General features: G+C 68.1%; 15 protein-coding genes and 5 tRNA genes. 11 read left to right on the top strand and 9 right to left on the bottom strand.

The annotated features are described in order from the left end of the window. Positions 1–322 precede the first annotated feature (322 nt). The 3 genes from ACZ6BG_RS29765 to ACZ6BG_RS29755 all read left to right on the top strand — a co-directional run bounded on the left by ACZ6BG_RS29765 (position 323) and on the right by ACZ6BG_RS29755 (position 3,607). Entirely contained in the window at positions 323–1,336 is a 1,014-nt protein-coding gene (locus ACZ6BG_RS29765) for a glycoside hydrolase family 16 protein (protein WP_469007131.1), read from the top strand. A gap of 556 nt (positions 1,337–1,892) precedes the next feature. After that, positions 1,893–2,057 carry a hypothetical protein gene (locus ACZ6BG_RS29760; RefSeq protein ID WP_469007128.1) on the top strand — a complete coding sequence of 55 codons (165 nt, stop codon included), beginning with the start codon at positions 1,893–1,895 and terminating at the stop codon, positions 2,055–2,057. A 368-nt stretch (positions 2,058–2,425) separates the two neighbouring features. Then, entirely contained in the window at positions 2,426–3,607 is a 1,182-nt protein-coding gene (locus ACZ6BG_RS29755) for a hypothetical protein (RefSeq protein ID WP_469007126.1), read from the top strand. A 1,342-nt stretch (positions 3,608–4,949) separates the two neighbouring features. Here the strand turns inward: ACZ6BG_RS29755 and ACZ6BG_RS29750 are convergent. Continuing rightward, a complete protein-coding gene (locus ACZ6BG_RS29750) occupies positions 4,950–6,281 on the bottom strand; it encodes a hypothetical protein (RefSeq protein ID WP_469007123.1) in 1,332 nt (443 codons plus the stop codon). A 206-nt stretch (positions 6,282–6,487) separates the two neighbouring features. On the opposite strand from ACZ6BG_RS29750, the gene ACZ6BG_RS29745 reads away from it, so the two are divergent. Next, positions 6,488–7,612 carry a hypothetical protein gene (locus ACZ6BG_RS29745; RefSeq protein ID WP_469007120.1) on the top strand — a complete coding sequence of 375 codons (1,125 nt, stop codon included), beginning with the start codon at positions 6,488–6,490 and terminating at the stop codon, positions 7,610–7,612. Positions 7,613–8,031: 419 nt separating this feature from the next. Here the strand turns inward: ACZ6BG_RS29745 and ACZ6BG_RS29740 are convergent, their stop codons facing one another. Beyond that, entirely contained in the window at positions 8,032–8,889 is an 858-nt protein-coding gene (locus tag ACZ6BG_RS29740) for a hypothetical protein (protein ID WP_469007118.1), read from the bottom strand. A gap of 508 nt (positions 8,890–9,397) precedes the next feature. Here ACZ6BG_RS29740 and ACZ6BG_RS29735 point away from each other — a divergent pair. Next, entirely contained in the window at positions 9,398–9,811 is a 414-nt protein-coding gene (locus ACZ6BG_RS29735) for a hypothetical protein (RefSeq protein WP_469007114.1), read from the top strand. Between the two features lie 143 nt (positions 9,812–9,954). Here the strand turns inward: ACZ6BG_RS29735 and ACZ6BG_RS29730 are convergent. From ACZ6BG_RS29730 to ACZ6BG_RS29715, 4 genes are all read right to left on the bottom strand, one after another. Further along, positions 9,955–10,027, bottom strand: a tRNA-Lys gene (locus ACZ6BG_RS29730). Between the two features lie 145 nt (positions 10,028–10,172). Next, positions 10,173–12,485: a DEAD/DEAH box helicase gene (locus ACZ6BG_RS29725; protein WP_469007111.1), complete on the bottom strand. Its 2,313-nt coding sequence runs from the start codon at positions 12,483–12,485 to the stop codon at positions 10,173–10,175. A gap of 457 nt (positions 12,486–12,942) precedes the next feature. Continuing rightward, entirely contained in the window at positions 12,943–13,512 is a 570-nt protein-coding gene (locus tag ACZ6BG_RS29720) for a hypothetical protein (protein WP_469007109.1), read from the bottom strand. Between the two features lie 198 nt (positions 13,513–13,710). Next, the gene (locus tag ACZ6BG_RS29715) at positions 13,711–14,061 is read right to left on the bottom strand and encodes a metallopeptidase family protein (protein WP_016643405.1); all 351 of its coding nucleotides are present in this window, start codon (positions 14,059–14,061) and stop codon (positions 13,711–13,713) included. Between the two features lie 141 nt (positions 14,062–14,202). On the opposite strand from ACZ6BG_RS29715, the gene ACZ6BG_RS29710 reads away from it, so the two are divergent. The 4 genes from ACZ6BG_RS29710 (at position 14,203) to ACZ6BG_RS29695 (ending at position 16,132) form a co-directional block, all read left to right on the top strand. Then, entirely contained in the window at positions 14,203–15,762 is a 1,560-nt protein-coding gene (locus tag ACZ6BG_RS29710) for a metallophosphoesterase family protein (protein ID WP_469007106.1), read from the top strand. An 82-nt stretch (positions 15,763–15,844) separates the two neighbouring features. Beyond that, positions 15,845–15,917: transfer RNA gene (locus ACZ6BG_RS29705), tRNA-Glu, on the top strand. 38 nt (positions 15,918–15,955) lie between these two features. Then, positions 15,956–16,030, top strand: a tRNA-Asp gene (locus ACZ6BG_RS29700). A 28-nt stretch (positions 16,031–16,058) separates the two neighbouring features. Then, positions 16,059–16,132 (top strand) — tRNA-Phe (locus ACZ6BG_RS29695). Positions 16,133–16,528: 396 nt separating this feature from the next. Here the strand turns inward: ACZ6BG_RS29695 and ACZ6BG_RS29690 are convergent. From ACZ6BG_RS29690 to ACZ6BG_RS29680, 3 genes are read right to left on the bottom strand one after another with little or no spacing between them, the layout of a single operon-like run. Beyond that, a complete protein-coding gene (locus ACZ6BG_RS29690) occupies positions 16,529–17,356 on the bottom strand; it encodes a cytochrome c biogenesis CcdA family protein (RefSeq protein WP_469007103.1) in 828 nt (275 codons plus the stop codon). Next, positions 17,353–18,237, bottom strand: a complete 885-nt coding sequence (locus ACZ6BG_RS29685; RefSeq protein ID WP_469007101.1) for a DsbA family protein — start codon at positions 18,235–18,237, stop codon at positions 17,353–17,355. The genes ACZ6BG_RS29690 and ACZ6BG_RS29685 overlap by 4 nt, the downstream gene beginning before the upstream one ends. A gap of 58 nt (positions 18,238–18,295) precedes the next feature. Then, positions 18,296–18,517, bottom strand: a complete 222-nt coding sequence (locus ACZ6BG_RS29680; protein WP_469007098.1) for a hypothetical protein — start codon at positions 18,515–18,517, stop codon at positions 18,296–18,298. 269 nt (positions 18,518–18,786) lie between these two features. On the opposite strand from ACZ6BG_RS29680, the gene hrpA reads away from it, so the two are divergent. Together hrpA and ACZ6BG_RS29670 are read left to right on the top strand one after the other, a co-directional pair. Next, on the top strand, positions 18,787–22,752 hold the full coding sequence (gene hrpA, locus ACZ6BG_RS29675) for an ATP-dependent RNA helicase HrpA (RefSeq protein WP_469007096.1): 3,966 nt from the start codon (positions 18,787–18,789) through the stop codon (positions 22,750–22,752). A 108-nt stretch (positions 22,753–22,860) separates the two neighbouring features. Next, positions 22,861–22,935 (top strand) — tRNA-Asp (locus ACZ6BG_RS29670). Positions 22,936–23,229: the final 294 nt, after the last annotated feature.

Raw genomic sequence — 23,229 nt, 5'->3', positions numbered from 1 at the left:
CGCGGAAACGCCACAGGCCCAGGTCCGGGTCCGGGTCCGGCTGGGGGCGGATGGACCCGGCTGAACCATCTCCGCAATGATCACGACAACCAGACGGGGGAAACCATTGCTCGACGACCACCAGCCCGAAACAGAGTCGGTCTCCCGGGCCCCCGCCGCGGGGCGACAGCGCAGGGTGATGGCGGCTGCGGGGTAGCGCGGGACGGGGTCGGCCGAACCGGCGCGGCGAGGAACTGGATACGACCGGCGAAGGATTTAATCCGGACGTAATATCCAAAATCCCCCAGACAATCCCCGCTGCCTGAGCCTTCAGGAAAGAGCCATGCCTGAAAGCAACCGACGCCCGCGCACACGACACGCCCTCACCGCCGCGAGGGCCACCGCCGGGGTCACCGCGGCAACAGCGGCGCTCCTCCTCGCACCGGCCGAGGCTGACGCCGAGGCGTCCGCCGCGCAGCCCCGGGACACCTGCTGGACCGCGAAAACCAGCATGCCGCGCGGCGACTGCGGCCCCTTCCGCCAGGTGTTCGCGGAGAACTTCAACGGCGACCGCGTGACGCTCGGCAGCTTCTCCGACTGCGACCACGACCCCGACCGGCGCACAGCCTGGTGCGGCGGGCTCCCGGGCCGGTACCGCGCCGACTGGTGGGCCTACCCGACCGGTTGGCCGGACACGGCCAAGTCCGGCGCGGACGGCAACACGGGCCGCGCCGTCGGCGGGACCTACCACCCCGAGGACACCGTCAGCGTCGGCCCGGCGGTCAACGGCGACGGACGGATGAGGATCCGCATGTTCCGCCCGGCCGACGGCGGCGACATCCACTCCGCAGCGGTCGTACCGCGCAGGACCATGGAGCGGGCGTACGGCAAATTCTCCGCCCGCATCAAGGTGACCGAGCCGGCACCGGGCTACAAGTCGGCGTGGCTGCACTACGGGGGCGGCTGCGAGATCGACTACCCCGAACAGAACTGGACGGACACCATCACGGCCTTCCACCACCCCTGCGACGGCCGCCCGCAGGGCCGCTTCCCCACCGGCGAACGCTGGACCGAGTGGCACACGGTGAGCACCGAGTGGACCCCCGGCCGGGTCCGCTTCTCCATGGACGGCAAACACATCGGCGAGGACACCCGCGGCGTGCCGTCCCGGCCACTGAGCTGGATCCTGCAGAACGAGAGCGCACTGTACGGCCCCTACGCCGAGCCGGGGTCGTCGGCGCAGCTGGAGATCACCTGGGTCGCGGCGTACGCATACGCGGGCAAGCGATGCACCGAGGACGGACAGGCTCCGCGCACGCCACAGGCCCAGGTCGGGCACTGCCCGACCTGGGCCTGAGAGGTAGACCGCGTGGGACTCGAACCCACAACCAATGGATTAAAAGTCCTGGCCAGAGCATGACGGGTGGTTCCGGACGCCCTCTCGCCGTCCGAAACCAGCTGCTCAGGAGACCTTCACCGTGCATCGGGGATTAGTGCCTGACGGCTGTTGCCGGACCGTCCGCTCACGCATCGCTCACGCACAGCACCCCGCATGAACTGCACGGAACACCCCGGACGGGCCACGCGTGCAGATCCATCCAAGATCACAAAAAGTAGGCTCGACCCTGCAGACACCGGCCCCTTCGACGGGCAGCCTGGGTGCATCGGCTCAGCCTCGTTCCCGTGACGCGGATCTTCAAGATCAGCAAATGCATCAACTCTGATGCTGACCCGCTCCCGCACGGCAGCGAGTCTTGTACGCGGCGCCCCAAAGAGGCTCGGCTCGTTGAGTTCAGCCGCGTGTCCGTCTGATCGCGTGGGTGAAGCCCAGGGTGATCGCGAAATGTGCCTGGCTGGGTACAGACTTCGCGGTGCGAGGCGGAGAGGCTGGTGCCCGAGGTGGGGAGCAGCCGATGAGCGGGCTCGCGGTGGAATTCGAAGTCGTTACTGCCATTTGTGCTGCGCGGGTTCTGATTCGCCAACTCCGAGGGCTGTTGATGGACGTCGGTGACGCAATCCACGCCTGGCGCTTCGTACGCGACGCCTTGCGGGACGAGCAGGAGGAACACCAGGGCTGACCTCTGGGCTCGCTCCGACTTGGCGGCGAGTGGTCGGCACCAGGCCAGGGCGCTCGGCAGCCGAGACCGCTGTCACCGCTGGGCTGGATCTCTGCGCCCGGCCCGGTGGCGAAAGGACGCGACGTTCCGTTCGGAACGGAGCCGAGGTTACGAGTCGACGCGTTCCGTCTCGGAACAGCCGCAGATGCTGGTCAGGTCTCAACAGCACCTACTGATCATTGGCTCCGCGTCTCTGTCGGCAGCGAGTGACGGCGCACGATCATCAAGGGCGTGCGGAGGACGGCGACATCGGACTCAACCCAAGCGTCGCCGGGACGCTGCAGAAAACCCGTGAGAGCGGCACACGGAGCAATCTATGATCGTTCGCCATGGGCGTGTACATAAGCCGACATCGGACAGATACGGCACCGAAGCGAGCATCGGAGTCGGATGCCGAATTCTTCGAACGGATAGCCGGTCCGTTCTGGGATCAGGTTCGAGATGTGATCAACGAGTGGTGGTCACACCTGCCCCCCGATGCTCAGCCCGGCCTGCGCAGTCGGCTACGCGATCGTAATTCCGACGTGAACGTCTTCTCCGCGTTGTGGGAGCTGTACGTGCACAAGATGCTGCTTGGCTCCGGTTGCACCGTGGAGATCGAGCAGCAAATAGGCACACGGGGAAAGTACCCAGACTTCCTGGTCACCCGTGGCGATGAGCAATTTGTTGTCGAGGCGATCTGGACGGCCGAGAATCTGAACGCAACCAGGAGCAGCTCGCTCCCGCCTCAGGTGGTGGACACGATTGACCGCGTTCCGAGCCCAAACTTCTACGTGGCATACAAGGTTGACAGCGTTGGCTCGATCACGCCGCCACAACGGCGGTTGAGGAACGAGCTGACACGATGGCTGGCAAGCTTGGACCCCGACCAGGTCACTGCCGAGTATGAGCAGAAGATGCCGCTACCCAGGCATACCTGGCAGGAGGCGGGTTGGAGTCTCAGCTTCGACGCGATCCCCCGCAGCCCCGGCAGGCGAGGCGATCCGACGAGCAGGACAATCGGCTTCCATCCCCCGGTGTGGGTCGCCGATGACTCAGATCGGGTACTCAAAGCTGTGAGAAAGAAGGGCAGGAAGTACGGCGACTTGGCGCTGCCATTCATCGTGGCAGTTGGTAATTCGGCGTCCTTTCCCGAGGATGAGGACACCGAGAGCGCGTTGTACGGGACCTCGGTCGAGTACGCCCACCACACCGGATCGACCTTCGGACGCAATGCCGACGGCTACTGGACTGCTGCGCAAGATCAGACCCATAGCCGGGTCAGCGGCGTACTGACCGTCGATAACCCGGCACCTTGGACCTGGGCGAAGACGGTCCCAGTCCTCTGGCAAAGCCCCGCACCTGACTCGCTTCCGGCCCCCGTTCTCTCCACCTGGGAAACGGCGCAACTGGTCGATATATACATCGAACGCCAGTCAGCGGCTCGCCCCATCCACACGTCTCTTGGTCTGCCTGAGCACTGGCCGATCGGGGACGCTTTTCCCCGGCATCGGCCAAGCACCACAAGCTGAGAGCGCGACGCGAACGGGCGGATGCCCCACGTGTGGAGAGTGCCCAGGGACCAGAGCAGGTCCCCTCGTCATACCAAGCCAGGGTGTCATCACAGCCAAGTATCCGGCTGCCCTGTGAGCGCCTGGGCGATCTGCCAGATGGCAGCATGCTCCTGCACTTCAGTGGGATCGCGACTTGTCGACCGGCTACTGCTCACCGTCGTACGTGCCGACCGCATCCATCCAAGACAGGGGTCACCGTCCCCAATGCGTCACTACAGGTCGCATCTCCTGCTCCTGCATGCCCTACCTCGCACCCCGACTGCCCCACTGCAAAGTTCTGTTGTGCGCCCTCAGCAGGCTGACCGCGCTGCTCGGCGCGACCCCCGCACTGTTCGGCTCGTAAACTTCTCTGTCCACTACTACGGCGCCAACTCCTCGTGCACCATGACCCCTTGTGGATGAGGGAATCGTCGCGCTGATAGCGGCAGGTTGCGGGCTTCTCGGCTCGATACTGAGAGCTGCTTTCACGGCATGGGCCACCAAGGCTGGAGCAAACAAGAGAGCCGATGCTGTGCGCGGACAGGCACACGACCAGGCTTCAAACGAACACGCTCATTGGCTACGGCAACAACGTCTTTCCACCTGCGAGGGACTCCTCGACGCCTGGGACGAGCGCACCCGCAGGCGAAAGGAGCTGGCCCGTCCAGCAGAGGAAGGCCAACATAGGCCCCTTCGTACGGAACTGCACCAAGCAACCACTCGCATGCTGGAACGCACGCGTCGCATATCGATTCTTGGCCCTGAAGAAGTCACTCAAGCCTCTCAGGCAATCTCTGACGCAACTATGGTGAATATCGAGAGAGAAGACAAGTTCGGCCAATAAATCGAGGCAGTCGTCGCACGTCTACGGAAGTAGGAAAGACATGTCCGCGAACTCTCGCCAGACCTAAAATTTGAGCAGCTAAATCAGGTACTCGCCCACACTGGCGACCTAGAGGGCTTGCAGGAACTCTATTCCATAGAGGATCTGGAGCGGATCCTGGAAAATTAGGAGGTGAGCGCATGCCCATCTCCCTCAACTCGTCGTAGACCACGCTGGCGTCACCCGTGGTCTATACACGGACACCAGGGAACCGGCTCCTGCAGCCCAACGCGCGAGAGGTCGGCGAGGCCACCGCCACCAAGGTCTCCGACCACTGCGGAACACCGATGCTGTCGAGTTCTCCGTGTACGGCACCGCCGGCAACCTCGCGCTGCACGAGCACGGCGACTTCCCCGGCCATCAACACGCGAGAACGCATCAGGCAGCATCACGGCCAGTAGCGGGACTTCGTGATCATCGAGCGCGGCATCCCTGTCATCAGCTGAACGGCAGAGACCGCGCTGAGGAAGCTTCGGTGGGCTGGGGATTCCAGAGCTCGGTGTATCGCTCCACTTCTTCGGAGCTCAGTTCATTGTCGCCCTCGGTGCGCAGCAAGGTGGTGTCCCATGGCCGGCTGCCATCGGTGCGCGGGGTAAGCAGCACGCCGAGGGTGGAGCTTTGTTCGGCCAGGCCGGTCTGCTGGTGGAGTTGGTGGTGGCGTAGCAGTACGTACGACTGGAAGGCGGCTTCCACCTCGGGACCGAAGCGCGTGGCGCATCCGAAGATGAGCTGGCGGGTGCCGGACGGGTTGATGGAACGGCGCCAGCGCCACTTGGATTCGTCAGCGGGCACCTCACGCACGTCGGCCAGCATGTCCAGCAGCAGTTGTCCCCACTCAGCGCGCGCTCCGACCGGCAGCTTGTCCAGGTCGGAGAGGAGGAGCTGCCGGTTGGGCTCACTCATCTGCGATCGGATGGCGCTGGTGGCGACGTCCTCCATGATGATTCGCATGACCCGGTGAGCATGATCCGACCCCACTGGGGCCTGCGGGAGCAATGGGGCGGAGAAGTGGATCCCGCCGAGTCCGGCGACATCTGGGTTAAGGGGGCCGGGGGGTGCCTCGGCGTCGGCCGCGGCGAACTCGTAGTACCGCACGGGCTCTTCGCCCAGGGCTACGGGGGGCTCGACGGCGGCGCGGAAGAGGTAATCCAGGACGGCGGTGGTAGAGCGCAGCTGGTCGAAAAGGAAGTCCCAGTCCCGCCGCGTCAGGGCGATCGTGGGCATGCCTATCGGCTCCAGCGAGCAGATCGTGCCCTCGGGTACTTGCTCGTGATCCAGCAGAAACACCCCGATCCACTCGTAGGCGTTGCCGTCGACAGACAGCGTGCGATCGCGGCCGTTGGCCATGTCAGCGGGCAGCATCCGCAACTGACGCACGGTGCCCTTGGCCTGACGTACCGCCTTGGTCGCCACCTTCTGTATCCAGGCCACCTCGCTGTACGCGTCCTTGGGCTGGATCGTGCGCGCCTTGACCTGGATCACCGCGCCACTTCCTCCGGCGAGCAACAGCCTGTCGCCGAGCTCGCGTCGACCGGAGCCCTTGCTGGCGTAGGCGGACTGGAAGACGAAATCGGACAGACCCCAGGTGGCAGCGGCGGTATGTGCCGCCGCCTCGGCACCCGGGCCGTGCTCCACGCCGGACGGCAGCGGTAGCGCCGGACGTATGCGCCGCACGTACTGCCCGTTCGCGGTTTCCACAATGAGCGTGAACGCGTCGGGGTCGTCGTCCTGGATGAACCGCCACAGCGCGGAAGAAGCCTGATCAGTCATGCCCTCTATTAGACGCAACGCACGACTGCCGACACCTGCCCTTTTCCCGTAGCACTTGTCGCTCGGCAGCCTTCCGGCCCGGCATAAAAATGAGGACCATCCTGCAGGACGGTCGTGCGGGCCTCCCAGGCACGCCGAGCAAGGCCGGTGCCCACTAACCCGAAACACGATATGCCCCAGCTGGGCGGCACCTCTATCCTGGTCCGTTGCCCCACCTGGAGATAGACGCCATGACCGGCCTGACAGACCCGCTCACCGAGGAGCAACGGCTCCTCCTCGACCTCGTGTGGACGACGTTCGTCGAACACGAGCGCTTCCCGAACTTTTTCCACGTCGCTTACCGCATGCGAAAGCACAGCCACGACGCCGCGAAGGTCCTCTGCAGCTTCCCCGTGATCGGCCAAGACCGGGTCTCAACCGGCTACCGGGCCGTCGGGTGGTGGGGGCACGGCTTCGCCCCGCAGTCCGACGGGCCGGTGTACCTGACCATGGCGGGGCTCTACCACCTGCAGCATGACCAAATGGCCCGCGATCTTGCCCGTGGCCTGCTGGCGTATCTGCAACAGATGACCTGGGAGCAGGACAAGATTCTCGACAGCCCCTTCGACCTGCCCGATATCGACGTGAACCTCGGCGACGCCCTGAAGGAGATCGACGGCACCAGTCCCCTGCTGGAGCGCATGGCGCAGATCGCCGACCGCGAGTGGCCGGGCATGCGCTTCAACAAGACATCCCTCACCGGCCGACTCGGCGCGCTGCCATCCGCGGACTGCGACACCCTCGACCTCTACCTCGCCGATATCGCCGCCCACCTGTCGCCGCCTGCGCCGCCGGAGGCGCTGTCCTTCACCGAGCCGCGCGCCTTGTTGCGCGCGCTGAACTTCCTCGACGTTACCTACGAGCTGGTCTTGGGCGAAGCCCTAGTTGTCCCGCCGCCCATGGATCGCTCCAGCCTCCTCGCCTTGGACGTCGACGACGAAGCGGCCTACAACTCCGGGCTGGTCGTCTTGACAGACATCCTGCGCGACTTCAAGGTGCCCGGCCGCAGTCCAGGCTCGGGCCTGCTGCGACTAGAGGAACATCTCGCCGACAAGCTACCCGCGCTCGACCGCGACGCGGTCCACCAAGCCGTACAGCTCCTGGACCAGATCCGTGTCATCCGCAACTCTGCCGTCCACCCCAAGCCACGGCCGGAACTCGCCACCGCCCACCACTCGCTTGGGCTGGGCTTCCCGGTCCACGACTTCACCGCTGCCTGGGACAGCGTCCGCGCGCATGCTGAGCAGGCCGTGAGCAACCTGCAGGAGGCGATCCAGTCCGCTAGACCCTGAGACCAGTCGCCGCGGAGGGTGCTTCTATCTGTTCGGTCAAGGTCTGTGGGATTGGTCAGGAGAAATAAGGTAGCCAGAAGGGGCATGATCTTGATGCAGCCTGGTCGGGACGACGCCCAAGTACAGGCCCAAGTCCATCGCCCCCTTATGAAGACGAGGGAATTCATTTCCGATCCCGCAGTCTATGCTTTATAGCGGCACGCTTCCGCCGGTGCTCCAGCCAAGCCACCCACCACAGATAGCGATATCGGGAGTCTTTTGGCACGAGTAGCCGCACCAAAGCCAGCGGCAGGAAGAAGAGGAAAACTAGAAGCAGGAACGCCCACCACGGCATCCCTTCGATCGCACTCTGAGGGATCTCAATCATGATTCGACGAATCTCCGTATGGGAAGTTGATCGACTCGGCCATCCGGTCTGATCAGCGTCGAATCTTGAGTACCGATCCCTTCAGGGATACCTCATATCTGTGTCGCCGGGTGGAGAGTTTCGCACCGGGCACCCCGATCACGGGGTCAGTCAGTGCGAGCGCAACATCCTGCGCGTAGGGATATCCCGTCCATTGCGCCTCCCACTCGTCACCCTCCCCCCAAAGCCGCCGCTGGGGGTCGTCGTATCCCTCAACCTCCGTATGGCCCATACGCCGCAGCGGGTCCCAATACCAGTTACCCGTGGCCCAGCGCCGACCCGGGTCAGCCATGGACATCCTCACGGCAACGCCCGCTAGCAGGGTTTGAGCGCCAGCGGTCATAGCTGGCAGCGCCGCGTAGAGACGCCTCTCCTCCGGCAGCAAGGGGGTATCGAGCGACAGCATTCGACGATCGGTATCGCTCAGCCTTCCAACCACTTTACCGTTTGGATCGTCGGTGACTACCAGTTCCCCACCTGTCGGAACATGCTCCAACACGTAGCCGTAACCGAATACTCCGCCCCTAAGGCGCATACCTGGAACCCGCAGGAAATTTTCGCTGTCCGGGACGAGATACTGTGCAACATTCATCGGCGCATCCGCGATAAAGACCAAACGGTTCCAACGCGGCGAGACCTTAATCGTGTACCACGTCAGAGTGTTGATCGTCCACCGCTTCGGCGATGCACCTTCGTCGCCTCGATTGAATAGGCCAAGGGCTAGCATTGCATTCAACTGACGCTGTTGTGGTGCGAAAGAATCCAAGCCGTGCGAACGATCGTTAGGGATTCCCGCAAGCGCCGCTTCATACAACTCGCCCGAGTACTTCATGCGGATGCGCGCGGCCTGCTTTTTCGCTGAATTTGACATGCAAAAACCTCACTCGCCCCCGGCAGCGTTTGAGTCGCACGCCAAAACAGATGCTTCCTGCACCGCTTCCGCAGAGTGAGTGCACTAACACCCGTGAGACGGCGATGGCGGTACCGGGCCCGCACGCCGGAGCTCCTGAGCCTCTGCGCCCAGTCGACAAAGGTCGATGGCGGGCAGGCTACCTCAGCCGGAGCCCTCCCGCACAACTCCCCTTCCGTTACAGGAAGATGAGGTCAACGGTGACGGTCAGTCACACGTCCTGCGTAGCATCTGCTCCAGCCATCAACCCGGACGGGCGAACTGATCACGACCGCACAGCGAACTAGAACCGCGTCTCGGCGTACCGCCTGATCGCTAGCAGATCTCCACGTTCTGGGCTATTTCCACTCCCCCTGGCGGGCACGGGCGTCATGCTCGGTCCATGGGACGAAACAGCAAGCGCCGCCGGAGTGCACGAGCTGCTAAGGCGGGGTGCGATGTCAGGCCGGACCTCTCTGAAATCTCCCGTGTGCGGACGGCGAAGCGCCTGCGCGCAGATATTGCAACGTGGATGGAGAACCCCTCCGAGGAGCCTGGGGCCTCGTTCATTGAGGGTGAGCACCCTTCAGATCCCACCGCGGTGTGGGCGATCCTGATGGGCTGGCTTGTCGCGGCACGGGAGCAGATCACCGAGGACCAGGCGCGCGACGCCGTCACGTGGGTCTCCGACAGCCTGGGAATCAATCACGATGACCTCGTCCAAGCGGCAGGGTTCATCGGCCATCCGGACGCGCCGAATCTGACGCTCAACGAAGGGATCGAGCACTACGGGGACAAACCGATCACGTTCACCCTGTACATGGTGATGCTCTGCGGCGGCCAGGTTGCGACGGTTGGCGACGCCGATCCGGATTGGCTCAAGCAGTTCGATCTGACGGCATGACCAAGTCTGGGGCTCTCCCCGCTGAGCGTCCCCGGCACATCCGCTCACGCAAGGCCCCGAAAACATCACAGCGCCCGAGCCGACCGAAGCCGACTCGGACGCTGCGTAGCAGGTCAGAAGGGATTTCCCCTCCCCCACGCCGGTAGACCGTGTGGGACTCGAACCCACAACCAATGGATTAAAAGTCCACTGCTCTGCCAATTGAGCTAACGGTCCTCGCCGACACGGTGTCGGCGCACCCATGAGCATAGCCGGACGGGGCCCGGCATCCGATCGGGTATCCCGTCCGGGTGCCCGTGGTGTGGCGAAGGCCCGTACGACGTGTACGTCGTACGGGCCTTCAGTCACTGCTCAGACGGCGTCAGCCGTTGCGCTTCCAGCGCGGCTTGTCGTCGCGGCGGCCGAAGGAGCCGGTGCCGGAGCCGGAGCCGCGGTTGTACGACGGACGGTCGTGGCCGCCCGCGCGGTGGCCGCCGGCGGGGCGGTCGTCGCGGCGGTCGCGGTTGAACGGGCGGTCGCTGCCCCGGTGACCGGACGGGCGGTCGTCGCGGCGGAAGCCGCCCCGCTCGTCACGGCGCTCGAAGGAACGGCCGCCACGGTCGCCGCCACGGTCGTCACGACGGTCGCGGTTGAAGCCACCGCGGTCGTCACGGTTGAAGGAACGGCCGCCGCGGTCGCCGCCACGGTCGTCACGGCGGTCACGGTTGAAGCCGCCGCGGTCGTCACGACGCTCGAAGGAACGGCCGCCACGGTCATCGCGGTTGAAGTCACGGCGGAAGCCGCCACGGTCGCCGCCGCGGTCGTCGCGGTTGAAGCCGCCGCGGTCGTCACGACGGTCACGGTTGAAGCCGCCACCGTTGCCACGGTCGTCACGGCGCTCGAAGGAACGGCCACCACGGTCGTCACGACGGTCACGGTTGAAGCCGCCACGGTCACCGCGGTCGTCGCGGCGGTCGAAGGAGCGGCGCTCCTTCTCGTAGTTGCCGCGCTCGTCACGGGCCGGACGACGCTGCTCGTACGAGGGGCGGTCCTCGCGGGCGGGACGCTCGGCGTCGCGCTCCGCGACCGGCTGCTCCGGCGCCGACACCGCGGCGGCCTCGCCCTCGGTCTCGGCGGGGGCCTCGGCGGCGGCCTCGGCGACCGCGGCCGCCCCCCCGCCGGAAGGAACGGTCTCGCCGCGCTCGCGGGCGGCGCGGGCGGTGAGGCGGTCGGCCTCGTCGCGCAGCTCGGCGGCGCGGCGCTGGGCGCGCTCCAGGTCCTTGGTGAGGTCGCGGACCTCACGCTCGGCCTGGGTGGCCGCGTTGCCCGCGGACTCGGCCTGGACCTCGGTCATGGAGCGGGCGCCGGTGATCTCGGCGACCTCCGGGTCGAACGCGCCGCCGCCGTTGATGATGTGGCGCGAGGCGTCGACGCCCGCGTCCTCCATGAGGCGGAAGATCTGGCGGCGCTGGTGCGGCAGGGACAGGGACACGACCGTGCCGGAGCGGCCCGCGCGAGCGGTACGGCCGGAGCGGTGCAGGTAGTCCTTGTGGTCGCCGGCCGGGTCCACGTTCAGGACCAGGTCGATGCCGTCGACGTGGATGCCGCGGGCGGCGACGTCGGTGGCGACGAGGGCGTTGACGTAGCCGTCCTTGAAGTCGGCCAGCGTCCGCGTACGCGCGCCCTGCGTCATGCCGCCGTGCAGCGCGTCGGCCTTCACACCGGCGTCGCGCAGCTGCTCCGCGATGCGGTCGGCGCCCAGCTGGGTGCGGACGAAGATGATGGTGCGGCCCTTGCGCGCGGCGATGGCGGCGGTGACCGGCGCCTTGTCGCGGGGCTTCACGATCAGGATGTGGTGCGTCATGGTCGTGACGTTGCCCTGGGCGCTGTCGACCTCGTGCGTCACCGGGTTGGTCAGGTAGCGCTTGACCAGCGTGGAGATCTCGTTCTCCATCGTGGCGGAGAACAGCATGCGCTGGCCGCCGGCCGGGACCTGGTCGAGCAGCTCGGTGACCTCGGGCAGGAAGCCCAGGTCGGACATCTGGTCGGCCTCGTCGAGGACGGCGACCTCGACGTTCTCCAGGGAGCAGGCGCCGCGGTTGATGATGTCGCGCAGACGGCCGGGGGTGGCGACGAGGATGTCGACGCCGCGCTCCAGGGCGTAGATCTGGTTGCCCATGGACGTACCGCCGCAGACGACCTTCATCTTCAGGCCGAGGACGTCGCCGTAGGGCTGGAGGGCATCGGCGACCTGCATCGCCAGCTCGCGGGTCGGGGTGAGGATGACCGCGCGGGGCTTCTTCTTCTCGGTGTGGCCGTCGGCGAGGCGAGCCAGGGTCGGCAGGCCGAAGGAGAGGGTCTTGCCGGAGCCGGTGCGGCCACGGCCGAGGATGTCCTTGCCGGCCAGGGCGTCCGGGATGGTCGCGGCCTGGATCGGGAACGGGGTGTGCACGCCGTTGCGGGCGAGCTTGCGGACGACGCCGTCGGGCAGGCCCAGGTCACCGAAGGTGATCTCGGGCTCGGCGTCGGCGTCGGCCTCGACGGCCTCGACGACGGCCTCGGCGGTGACCTCGGTGACGTCCGCGGCCTCGACGGTCTCCGCGGCCTCGGCGACAACCGCTACGGCGTCGCTCGCGACGGCCTCGGCCGACTCGTTCTCGGGCAGGACGGCGTGGTCAGAACTGAAAATGGACATGCGAAATGCGAAACCTTCCGGAGTCTCGGCACGCGCCCGTCAACTCCGTGATTTCGCAATGGACCGCCTCTATGCGGTCAGCCACGGCAAGGGAGAGTACGCGCCACGCGGCGCTCTTCTGTGTCGGCGCCGGGCAAATGGGATCAAACGATCTACCACCATACGCACCCCCCACCCCAATTGGCAAACGCCCACCATATCGGGGCTTTCCCGGGCCCCGGCCGACGGCTCCGCACCCCCACGCACCCCCACGCGACAGCCCCCATAAGCCCCGCCCCCACGCCCGGCCCGCCGACACCCACCGCCGACACCCGGCACCCCGCCCGCCCCACGCAGACCCCGCCGCCGTACGCGGCCCACCAGCTCCCCCATACGCGGCGCCCCGCCCGCCCCACGCAGACCCCACGCAGACCCCACGCAGACCCCACGTAGGCCCTACGCAGGCCCCACGCAGGCCCTACGCAGGCCCAGCCTGAGGCGAAGGCTCCCCCCGCCCGGCAGGCTCCCCCACCCCTCCGTGGGCGGACGACGACGGCTCCGGTGACGTCGGCTCCTGCGTGGGCGTGGGCGTCGCGGACGTCGGGTCGGGGGCGGGCGTGCTCCGGGTCGGCCGGGGCCCCGGCCGCGTACGGGTCGGCGAGGGCTTGCCGCCGCCGCTGGTGGGCTCGGCGGTCGAGCCGCCGGCGGAGCCGCCCTTCGAGGGCTCGTCGTCCGGCGCGGCGTCCTTCCCGCGCCCGGCGGCCGGCTTCTTGCCGTCCTTGCCGCCGTCCTTCCCGCCGCCCTTGGCGTCCTTGCCGCCCTTGCCGTCCTTCTCGCCGCCCCGGCCGCCGTCCGCGCGCCCGTCGCCGTGGGAGCCGCCGGGCGTGACGGTGCCCCCGTCGGGGGCGGCGGCACCGCTCCGCTCACCGGCGGACCGTGCGGGGGCGGGCGCGCCGCTCCCGTCGTCGCCGATGCTCATACAGCCCGCGGTGGCCGCGACGGCCACCACGGCCGCGGCCCACCGAACGGAAACGTACACATGGCGCACGGCCGAGCACCTCCGAAGGCGCTGGGGGGAAGGAAGGAACGACCTGCCCAACTCCCGCGCCCCGCAAGAGGACACGGAAACCCCGCGCCCGCGCCCGACCTGTGACCGAAGCCTCAAACCGACCGCACCGGACCGACGTCCGAAGCCCTCCCGAAGCCCCCCGGAACTCCCCGGAACGTCCCGGGAACCCCAGGAACCTCAGCCGTACCCGAGGGCGTGCAGCCGCTCGTCATCGATCCCGAAGTGATGCGCGACCTCGTGCACCACGGTGATCTCGGTCTCGGCGACGACGTCCTCGCGCGACTCGCACATCCGCAGGGTGGGCCCCCGGTAGATGGTGATGCGGTCGGGCAGCACCCCGGCGTACCACTCCCCGCGGTCGGTGAGCGGAGTTCCCTCGTACAGCCCGAGCAGCTCGGGGTCGTCGCGGGGCGGTTCGTCCTCGACGAACACCGCGACGTTGTCCATGAGCCGCGTCAGCTCGGGCGGAATCCGGTCGAGCGCCTCGGCCACCAGTTCCTCGAACTCCTCGCGCGTCATCTCCAGCACACGCCCATTGTCCGCCACGCCCCGCACCCGCCGCCGCCCCGGCCGGGAACGGCCGCGCACGAGCCGGCGCCCGCGCCCCGACGAGCAGGGCGACCGCCCGGCGCGGGCATAGCCACCACCGCGCATGGGCATACGGGCCCAATGGGGCGCGACGTCTCGGTCGTTCTGCGGAACCTGCGCGGCCTGCGCGGGGCGACGACCGCTCTCGTCAGCCGCTACCGCGCGGCACACCCGCCCCCCACCACGAACCTCACCAGCGCCCCGCACCCGTTCGGCCGTGCGGTGGGCCTGGTGGCGGTGGTGCTGCTCGGGGCCTGGCTGGGGCTGCTGATCGTCGGCAGCGTACGTACGTCCGTGGGGCCCATGGACACGCGCATGCAGCTGCGCCCGTCCCTGACCGGCGGCACGAAGATCGACGTGTCGCCGCTCGGCGCCCTGGAGCTGAACTCGCACGTGGCGCCGATCCGCCTGGACGTGGAGGTGGACCGCCTGGACCCGGTGCGCTCGGAGGCCCTCGTGGACCATCCGGAGCGGATCTCGGGGATGCAGGAGGAGGTGGCGGAGGACGTCGTGACGGGCACGTTCGACCTGGCGGTGCGCTCCTGCGCGGCCGTGGTCGCGGGCGCCACGGCGCTCGGCCTCGCGGTGTACCGCAGACCGCGCAGGGCGCTGGCGGCGGGCGGCCTCGCCCTCGCGCTCCTGGCGGCCTCCGGCGTGGCGGCGTACGCGACCTGGAACCCCAAGTCGGTCCTGGAGCCGAAGTTCTCGGGCCTCCTGAGCAGCGCCCCCTCCGTGGTCGGCAACGCCCGCAACATCGTCAGCGAATTCGACGTCTACCAGCGGGAGTTGGCACGCCTGGTCACCAACGTGACGAAGCTGTACGACGTGACGTCCACCCTCCCCGCGTACGAACCGGACCCGTCCACGATCCGCCTCCTGCACGTGTCGGACATCCACCTCAACCCGGCCAGCTGGAAAATCGTCTCCTCACTCGTCGAGCAGTACGAGATCGACGTCATCGTCGACTCCGGCGACACCATGGACCACGGCACCGCCGCCGAGAACGCCTTCCTCGACCCGATCGAGGACCTGGGCGCTCCCTACGTGTGGGTGCGCGGCAACCACGACTCGTTCGCGACGCAGCGCTACCTGAAGAAGCTCAAGAACACCCACGTCCTCGACGGCGGCAAGCCCGTCGACGTGGCCGGGCTGCGCTTCGCGGGCATCGGGGACCCCCAGTTCACACCGGACCGCTCGGTGAAGCAGGAGGGCAATCCGGTGGAGGAGATGGCGGGCATCAACCTCGCCGCATCGCTCCGCGAGCAGGCCGCCAGGGGCACACCGGTCGACATCGCCGTCACCCACAACCCCACGGCCGCGCGCCAGACGGACGGAACGGTGCCGCTCGCCCTGGCGGGCCATGTGCACCGCCAGGAGATGGAGGTCATGGAAGAGGGCACGCGACTGCGCGTCGAAGGTTCCACGGGCGGCAGCGGCCTGCGCGCGGTCGAGGGAGAACACCCCGATCCGGTGGAGACGTCCGTCCTCTACCTGGACCGCGCCACCAAACGCCTCCAGGCCTGGGACGAGATCAAACTGGGCGGGCTCGGCCTCACGAAGGCCGAGGTCAGCCGCCATCTCCCCAAGGAGAACCAGCCCGGGGCCGACCCCTCGACGCCGCCCCCGGTCCCGCCCTCGTAAACCGTTTTGGCGATCCCTCCCCCCATCCCATATGCTTCTCACGTCCCCGACGCGCTGCAAAGCGCCCACGGCGGGCCTCTTAGCCCTCATCGTCTAGTGGCCCAGGACGCCGCCCTTTCAAGGCGGTAGCACGGGTTCGAATCCCGTTGGGGGCACGCAACACCTGTGCGAGACTTGTGCTCGCACAACGCTTGGTCCTGTGGAGCAGTTTGGAGTGCTCGCCACCCTGTCAAGGTGGAGGCCGCGGGTTCAAATCCCGTCAGGACCGCTTGCGATTTCCGCTCGCGGGGTCGCGTGGCTGGGTAGCTCAGTTGGTACGAGCGATCGCCTGAAAAGCGATAGGTCGCCGGTTCGATCCCGGCCCCAGCCACCTCCAGAAGGCCCCGTCCCCGGACGGGGCCTTCGCCGTTCCCCCTCCCTCCCCCAAGCTCTCGACTTCGCTCGATCAGAGGGGACCCCCATCACCCTCTGCGCAGCCCAGCCGCCCACAGAGCGGGACGGACAGCGGCCGCAACCCCCACCGAACCGTTAGCCGAACGGGAACCCCCACCGAACCGTTGGCCAAATGAGGAACCCCCACCGGACCGATCCCCGCCAACGAACCGGAGGGGACGTGCCGGTATGTCCGCGCGCAGCTCGGCCCACCACGACGAGCGCACAGAAACTGTCGACGACGACACACACGCGAGCACGGACATACCGGCACGGCCCCGCCCCCCCCCAACCGGAGCAAGGGCGAAGGACCGCAACCCCCACCGGACCCCGGCTAGTCCGAAGCGGCGGATCGGCGGCGCCGCAGGAGCACCGCGCCCCCCACCACCACGACGACCCCGACCAGCATCGCCCAGTCCGGCACAGCGTCCCCGAGCCGCCCCGCCCACTCCTGCACGGCGAACGAGTCGTCCACATCCAGCAACCCCGGCAGCGCCGCAGCCCCGTCGTACGCCAGGAACAACCCCCCGAGCAGCACGAAGAACAGCCCGGACAGCACCGACGTCGTATGGAGCTCAAAGCGCCCCACCCGGAACACCCGCCCCCGAAGCCACCGCCGCCGCCCCAACTCGAACCGCTCCCACAGCACAGCGAGAACGAACAGCGGCACGGCCATCCCCAGGGCGTACACGGCAAGGAGAGCGCCCCCGTACACGGGGCTGCCGCTCACGGCCGCCACGGTCAGCACACTCCCGAGGATCGGCCCCGCACAGAACCCGGCAAGCCCGTACACAGCCCCCAGCGCGTACACCGACACAGCCGTGGTGGGCCGGATCCGCCCGGACAGCTCGGCCATGCGCCGCGAGGCGAAGCCAAGGCCCACGACCTGCGCGACACCGAGCGCGATGATCAGCCACCCGGCCCAGAACACCAACTGCTCCCGGTGCCCGAAGAAGAACCGCCCGGCCACGGACCCGGCGGCGCCGAGCGGCACCAGCGTCGTGGCGAGCCCGGCGTAGAAGATCCCGGTACGGGCGAGGAGACGCGAGGTCGAGTCGATGGAGTAGGCGAAGAAGGCGGGCAGCAACAGGGCACTGCACGGGCTCACGAGGGCCAGCAACCCCGCCAGGAACGCGGCGAAGTATCCGACGTCGGCGCTCACTTCGAGCCGCCCTTGCCCGACTCGCCACCCTGGCCCGAAGCACCCTTGCCCGCCCCGCCCTGGCCCGCCCCGCCCTTCGCCGCCTCGGCCTTGGCCGCGTCGATGGCCTGCTCGAACACGGCATCCGGCTGCGCCCCGGCGATCGGCTGCCCGTTGACGATGAAGGACGGCGTGGAGGTGGCGCCGAGCTTGTACCCCTCCTCCTGGTCCTTCTTCACGGCGGCCCGAGCAGCGTCACTCCCCGCGTCCCGCGCGAACCGCTCGACGTCCCCGACCCCGGCCTCCCGGGCCAGCTCCTTCAGGCGCCCGTCCCCGAAGCCCTTCTCCTTGGCCCCGTCCGCGTACGCGGCCTCGTGGAACTGCCAGAACCTGCCCTGCCTGCCGGCCGCCCAGGCCCCGCGCGCGGCCCGCTCGGAGTCCTCGCCGAAGATCGGGAAGTTCCGCCACTCGATGCGCAGGGTGCCGTCCTCGACGTACTTCTTGACGAGGTCGGGCTCGGTGTCCCGGGCGAACTTCCCGCAGAAGCCGCACTTGAAGTCGGCGTACTCGATCATGACGACGGGCGCGTCGGCCTTGCCCTGGGCCAGCGGGTCCTTGGCGTCGCGGCGGGCGAGGGCGGCCAGCTCGGGGTAGACGCCCTCGCGCGGGGAGGCGTCGGAGCCGCCGGAGCCGGAGGACTTCCCGGCGGCGGCGGTGGAGGCCTTCTCGGGCTTGGAGGCGGTGTACGAGGCGACACCGAGGATCGCGGCGACGGCGACCACACCGGCGACGACGGCGATGTTCTTCTTCTTGCGGGCGGCGGCCTTCTCACGCGCGGCCTGCTGAGCGCGGGCGGCTGCCTTGCTGGTGGACGCGGAGGACTTGCCCGTGGATGACGACATGGTGATGCACTTCTCCTGTTGCGTACGTGACTGAAGAAACCCCTGGGAGAGGGGCCTCCTACACGCGCAGAACGGAGAGGTCCATCGGCGAGGGCGGCACGAGGGCGGGCGGCGCGCGGCCGGGCGAGACGGTCAGGACGGCCGGGTCGGAGATCCAGGCGACGGCGGCGCCCCGAGTGTCGTAGAGAGCGGGAAGCAGCTCGTACGAGGAGGGGGACCTCGGCGGAGCGGCGGGCCGCTGCCCGTCTCCCTTGTCGCCACCTTGCCCGCACCCGGGCACACCTTGGCCCTCGGCAGCGAAAGCAGGTGCCTGCTCCTGCCCCGCAACGGACCCAACAGGCTTACCGGCCCCGGCGGCCCCAGCGGCCCCGCCAGCCCCAGCCACCCCACAAAGCACCCCAACCCCGAGCACGACGACCAGCACCCCCACGAGGGGGCACCACGCAAGCCGGGCCCGGGACCACATGCCCGGAATCGTACGTGTTCCCCCGTGCCCCACGGGAAATCGGTTGGCCGTTCCCGAGCACCGGGTGAGATCCTGGACCGCGTATGTCTACGCAGCCCGCCCTCACCCTCGACGCCCTCGCCCCCCGCCTGACGGAGCTCTCGCTGCGCGATGAGCACCGGATCGGCAGGCGGCTCGAAGGTGCGCGCCGGATCCGCAAGCCCGAGGCCCGTGCCGCCGTTCTCGCGGAGATCGCGGACGACGTCGAGAAGGCGGCGGCCCGTATGGCGGGCCGTGCCACCGGCGTGCCCGCGATCACGTATCCGGAGCAGCTGCCGGTCAGCCAGAAGAAGGACGACATCCTGGCGGCGATCCGCGACCACCAGGTCGTGATCGTCGCGGGTGAGACGGGCTCGGGCAAGACGACCCAGATCCCGAAGATCTGCCTGGAGCTGGGCCGGGGCGTGCGCGGCCTGATCGGGCACACGCAGCCGCGCCGGATCGCGGCCCGCACGGTCGCGGAGCGGGTGGCCGAGGAGCTGAACACGCCGCTCGGCGAGGCGGTCGGCTGGAAGGTCCGCTTCACGGACCAGGTGAGCGGCGACACATATGTGAAGCTGATGACGGACGGCATCCTGCTCGCCGAGATCCAGACGGACCGCGAGCTGCGCGCGTACGACACGATCATCATCGACGAGGCCCACGAGCGGTCCCTGAACATCGACTTCCTGCTGGGCTATCTCGCCCAGCTGCTGCCGAAGCGCCCGGACCTGAAGGTGGTCATCACCTCCGCGACCATCGACCCGGAGCGCTTCTCGCGCCACTTCGGGGACGCGCCGATCGTCGAGGTCAGCGGCCGGACGTATCCGGTGGAGGTGCGGTACCGCCCGCTCCTGGAGGAGGACAACGACTCCGCCGAAGGTGATGACGGAGACCGCGACCAGATCACCGCGATCACGGACGCCGTCGAGGAGCTTCAGGGCGAGGGCAAGGGCGACATCCTGGTCTTCCTGTCCGGCGAGCGCGAGATCCGCGACACGGCGGACGCGCTGAACAAGAAGAACTACCGCTTCACCGAGGTACTTCCCCTCTACGCCCGCCTTTCGCACGCCGAGCAGCACCGGGTGTTCCAGCCGCACACGGGACGAAGAATCGTCCTGGCGACCAACGTCGCCGAGACGTCCCTGACGGTCCCGGGCATCAAGTACGTCATCGACCCCGGCACCGCCCGCATCTCCCGCTACAGCCACCGCACGAAGGTGCAGCGCCTGCCCATCGAGGCGGTCAGCCAGGCCAGCGCCAACCAGCGCAAGGGCCGCTGCGGCCGTACGTCGGACGGCGTCTGCATCCGGCTGTACAGCGAGGACGACTTCCTCTCCCGCCCCGAGTTCACGGACGCGGAGATCCTCCGTACGAACCTCGCCTCCGTCATCCTCCAGATGACCGCGGCCGGGCTCGGCGACATCGAGAAGTTCCCCTTCATCGACCCGCCGGACCACCGCAACATCCGGGACGGCGTGCAGCTCCTCCAGGAGCTGGGTGCCCTCGACCCGACCCAGAAGGACCCGAAGAAGCGCCTCACGCAGCAGGGCCGCAAGCTCGCCCAGCTCCCCGTGGACCCGCGCCTTGCCCGGATGGTCCTGGAGGCCGACAAGAACGGCTGTGTCCGCGAGGTCATGGTGATCGCGGCGGCCCTGTCCATCCAGGACCCGCGCGAGCGCCCCGCCGACAAGCAGACGCAGGCCGACCAGCAGCACGCCCGCTTCAAGGACGAGACGTCCGACTTCCTCGCGTATCTGAACCTGTGGCGGTACGTGCGCGAGCAGCAGAAGGAGCTGGGATCCTCCGCGTTCCGCCGCATGTGCAAACGCGAGTATCTGAACTTCCTTCGGATCCGCGAGTGGCAGGACATCTACACCCAGCTGCGCACGGTGGCCAAGCAGCTCGGCGTCCGTCTGAACGACGACGACGCGGGCGACAAGCAGGTCCATCTCTCGCTGCTGGCGGGTCTGCTTTCCCACGTGGGCATGAAGGATGTGAAGGATGGCGCGAAGAACGAGTACTTGGGTGCGCGGAGCGCCAAGTTCGCGATCTTCCCCGGGTCCGCCCTGTTCAAGAAGCCGCCGCGGTTCGTGATGTCGGCCGAGCTGGTCGAGACGTCCCGGCTGTGGGCCCGCGTCAACGCGCGGATCGAGCCCGAGTGGATCGAGCCGCTGGCCCAGCACCTGCTCAAGCGCACCTACAGCGAGCCGCACTGGGAGAAGGACCAGGCGGCGGTCATGGCGTACGAGAAGGTGACGCTGTACGGCGTCCCGATCGTCACCGACCGCAAGGTGAACTACGGCCGGATCGACCCCGAGGTCTCCCGGGATCTTTTCATTCGCAATGCCCTGGTCGAGGGTGACTGGCGCACCCACCACAAGTTCTTCGCCGACAACCGCCGACTGCTCACCGAGGTCGAGGAGCTGGAGCACCGCGCCCGGCGCCGCGACATCCTCGTCGACGACGAGACGCTGTTCGACTTCTACGACCAGCGGGTGCCCGAGGACGTGGTGTCGGGGGCGCACTTCGACTCCTGGTGGAAGAAGAAGCTCCACGAAGGAGGCTCGGCGCCCGAACTGCTCGACTTCGAGCGGTCCATGCTCATCAACGAGCGCGCGGGCGACGTCTCGAAGCAGGACTATCCGGACTCCTGGCGCCAGGGGCCGCTGAAGTTCAAGGTGACGTACCAGTTCGAGCCGGGCGCGGACGCGGACGGCGTGACCGTCCACATCCCGCTCCAGGTGCTCAACCAGGTCTCGCCCGACGGCTTCGACTGGCAGATCCCCGGCCTGCGCGAGGAGGTCGTGACCGAGCTGATCCGCTCCCTGCCGAAGCCGATCCGCCGCCACTACGTCCCGGCGCCCAACTACGCCAAGGAGTTCCTGAAGCGGGCCACGCCCCTCCAGGAGCCGCTGCACGTCACGCTGGGGCGCGAGCTGCAGAAGATGGTCGGCGTGCCCGTGCACGGCGACGACTTCGACCTGACCCGCGTACCGGACCATCTGAAGATCACGTTCCGGGTGACCGACGAGCGGCGCCGCAAGCTCGCCGAGGACAAGGACCTCCAGGCCCTGAAGCTCCGGCTCAAGCCGAAGGCCCGCAAGGCCCTGTCGCAGGCGGCCGCCGCGACGGCGGAGCGCTCCGGCGGCGAGTCCGTGGAGCGGACCGGGCTCACCGACTGGACCATCGGCTCGCTCTCCCGCGTCTTCGAGACGCGGCGCGCGGGCCAGCCCGTGAAGGCCTACCCGGCCCTCGTCGACGACGGCGACACCGTCTCCGTACGGCTCTACGACACCGAGGCGGAGCAGACGGGCGCGATGTGGCGCGGCACGCGCCGGCTGATCCTGCGCAACATCCCGGTCAATCCGGCCAAGTTCGCCCAGGACAAGCTCACCAACGCCCAGAAGCTCGCCCTGTCGGCGAACCCGCACGGCTCCATGCAGGCCCTCTTCGACGACTGTGCGCGCGCCGCCGCGGACAAGCTCATCGCGGACTTCGGCGGGCCCGCGTGGGACGAGGAGTCGTACCGCAAGCTGTACGAGAAGGTGCGCGCCGAGATCGTCGACACGACCGTGCACGCCGTCGCGCAGGTCCAGCAGGTCCTCGCCGCCTGGCAGGCCTGCGAGCGGCGCCTGAAGTCCACCAGGAGCCCGGCGCTGCTCGCGAACCTCGCGGACGTGCGGGAGCAGCTCGACGCCCTCATCAAGCCCGGCTTCGTCACGGAGACGGGGCTGCGCAGGCTGCCCGACCTGATGCGCTACATGGTCGCCGCCGACCGTCGGCTCCAGCAGATGCCGACGAGCGTCCAGCGGGACACCACGCGCATGGAGAAGGTCCGCGAGATGCGCGACGAGTACGCGTGGCTCCTCGAGCAGTTGCCGCAGGGGCGGCCCGTGCCGCGTGAGGTCCTGGACATCCGCTGGATGATCGAGGAGCTGCGCGTCAGCTACTTCGCGCACGCGCTCGGCACGGCGTACCCCGTCTCGGACAAGCGCATCGTGAAGGCCATCGACGCCGCGGCCCCCTAGCCCTACGGCTGTGACCGACCGCTCACACAGAGCGAGTTCGACCAGGGAGCCGACCTCCTGTACAGTCTTTTCTCGCAGCCCAGAGCAACAATCGGAGCTGCGAAACCTGGTCCTGTGGAGCAGTTTGGAGTGCTCGCCACCCTGTCAAGGTGGAGGCCGCGGGTTCAAATCCCGTCAGGACCGCAGTAAAGGAGAGCGGGCCGCATCCCACGAGGGTGCGGCCCGCTTCCGCGTTCACCCTCACCGTGCCGACCTGCCACCCCGCCAAGGCGGAGGCCGCGCCCGCGGCGCAGCCGCAATCGACGCAGCAAATCCCGCCAGGACCGCAGTCGTAGTGAGGCCCGTACCCGTGAGGGTGCGGGCCTCACTGCGTTGCGGGCCGTACCCGAGCGGGGTTTTCGTCCACAGCCCGGCTCGCAAGCCCGTGCGCAGCGGGGTTGACGGCGTCACATTCCGCCGGTACCCCAGAAAACAGGG

The organism is Streptomyces sp. NPDC041205, from assembly GCF_055591765.1.
Note: the sequence above shows the minus strand (reverse complement) of the source record. Positions and strands in the feature narration are given on the sequence as shown.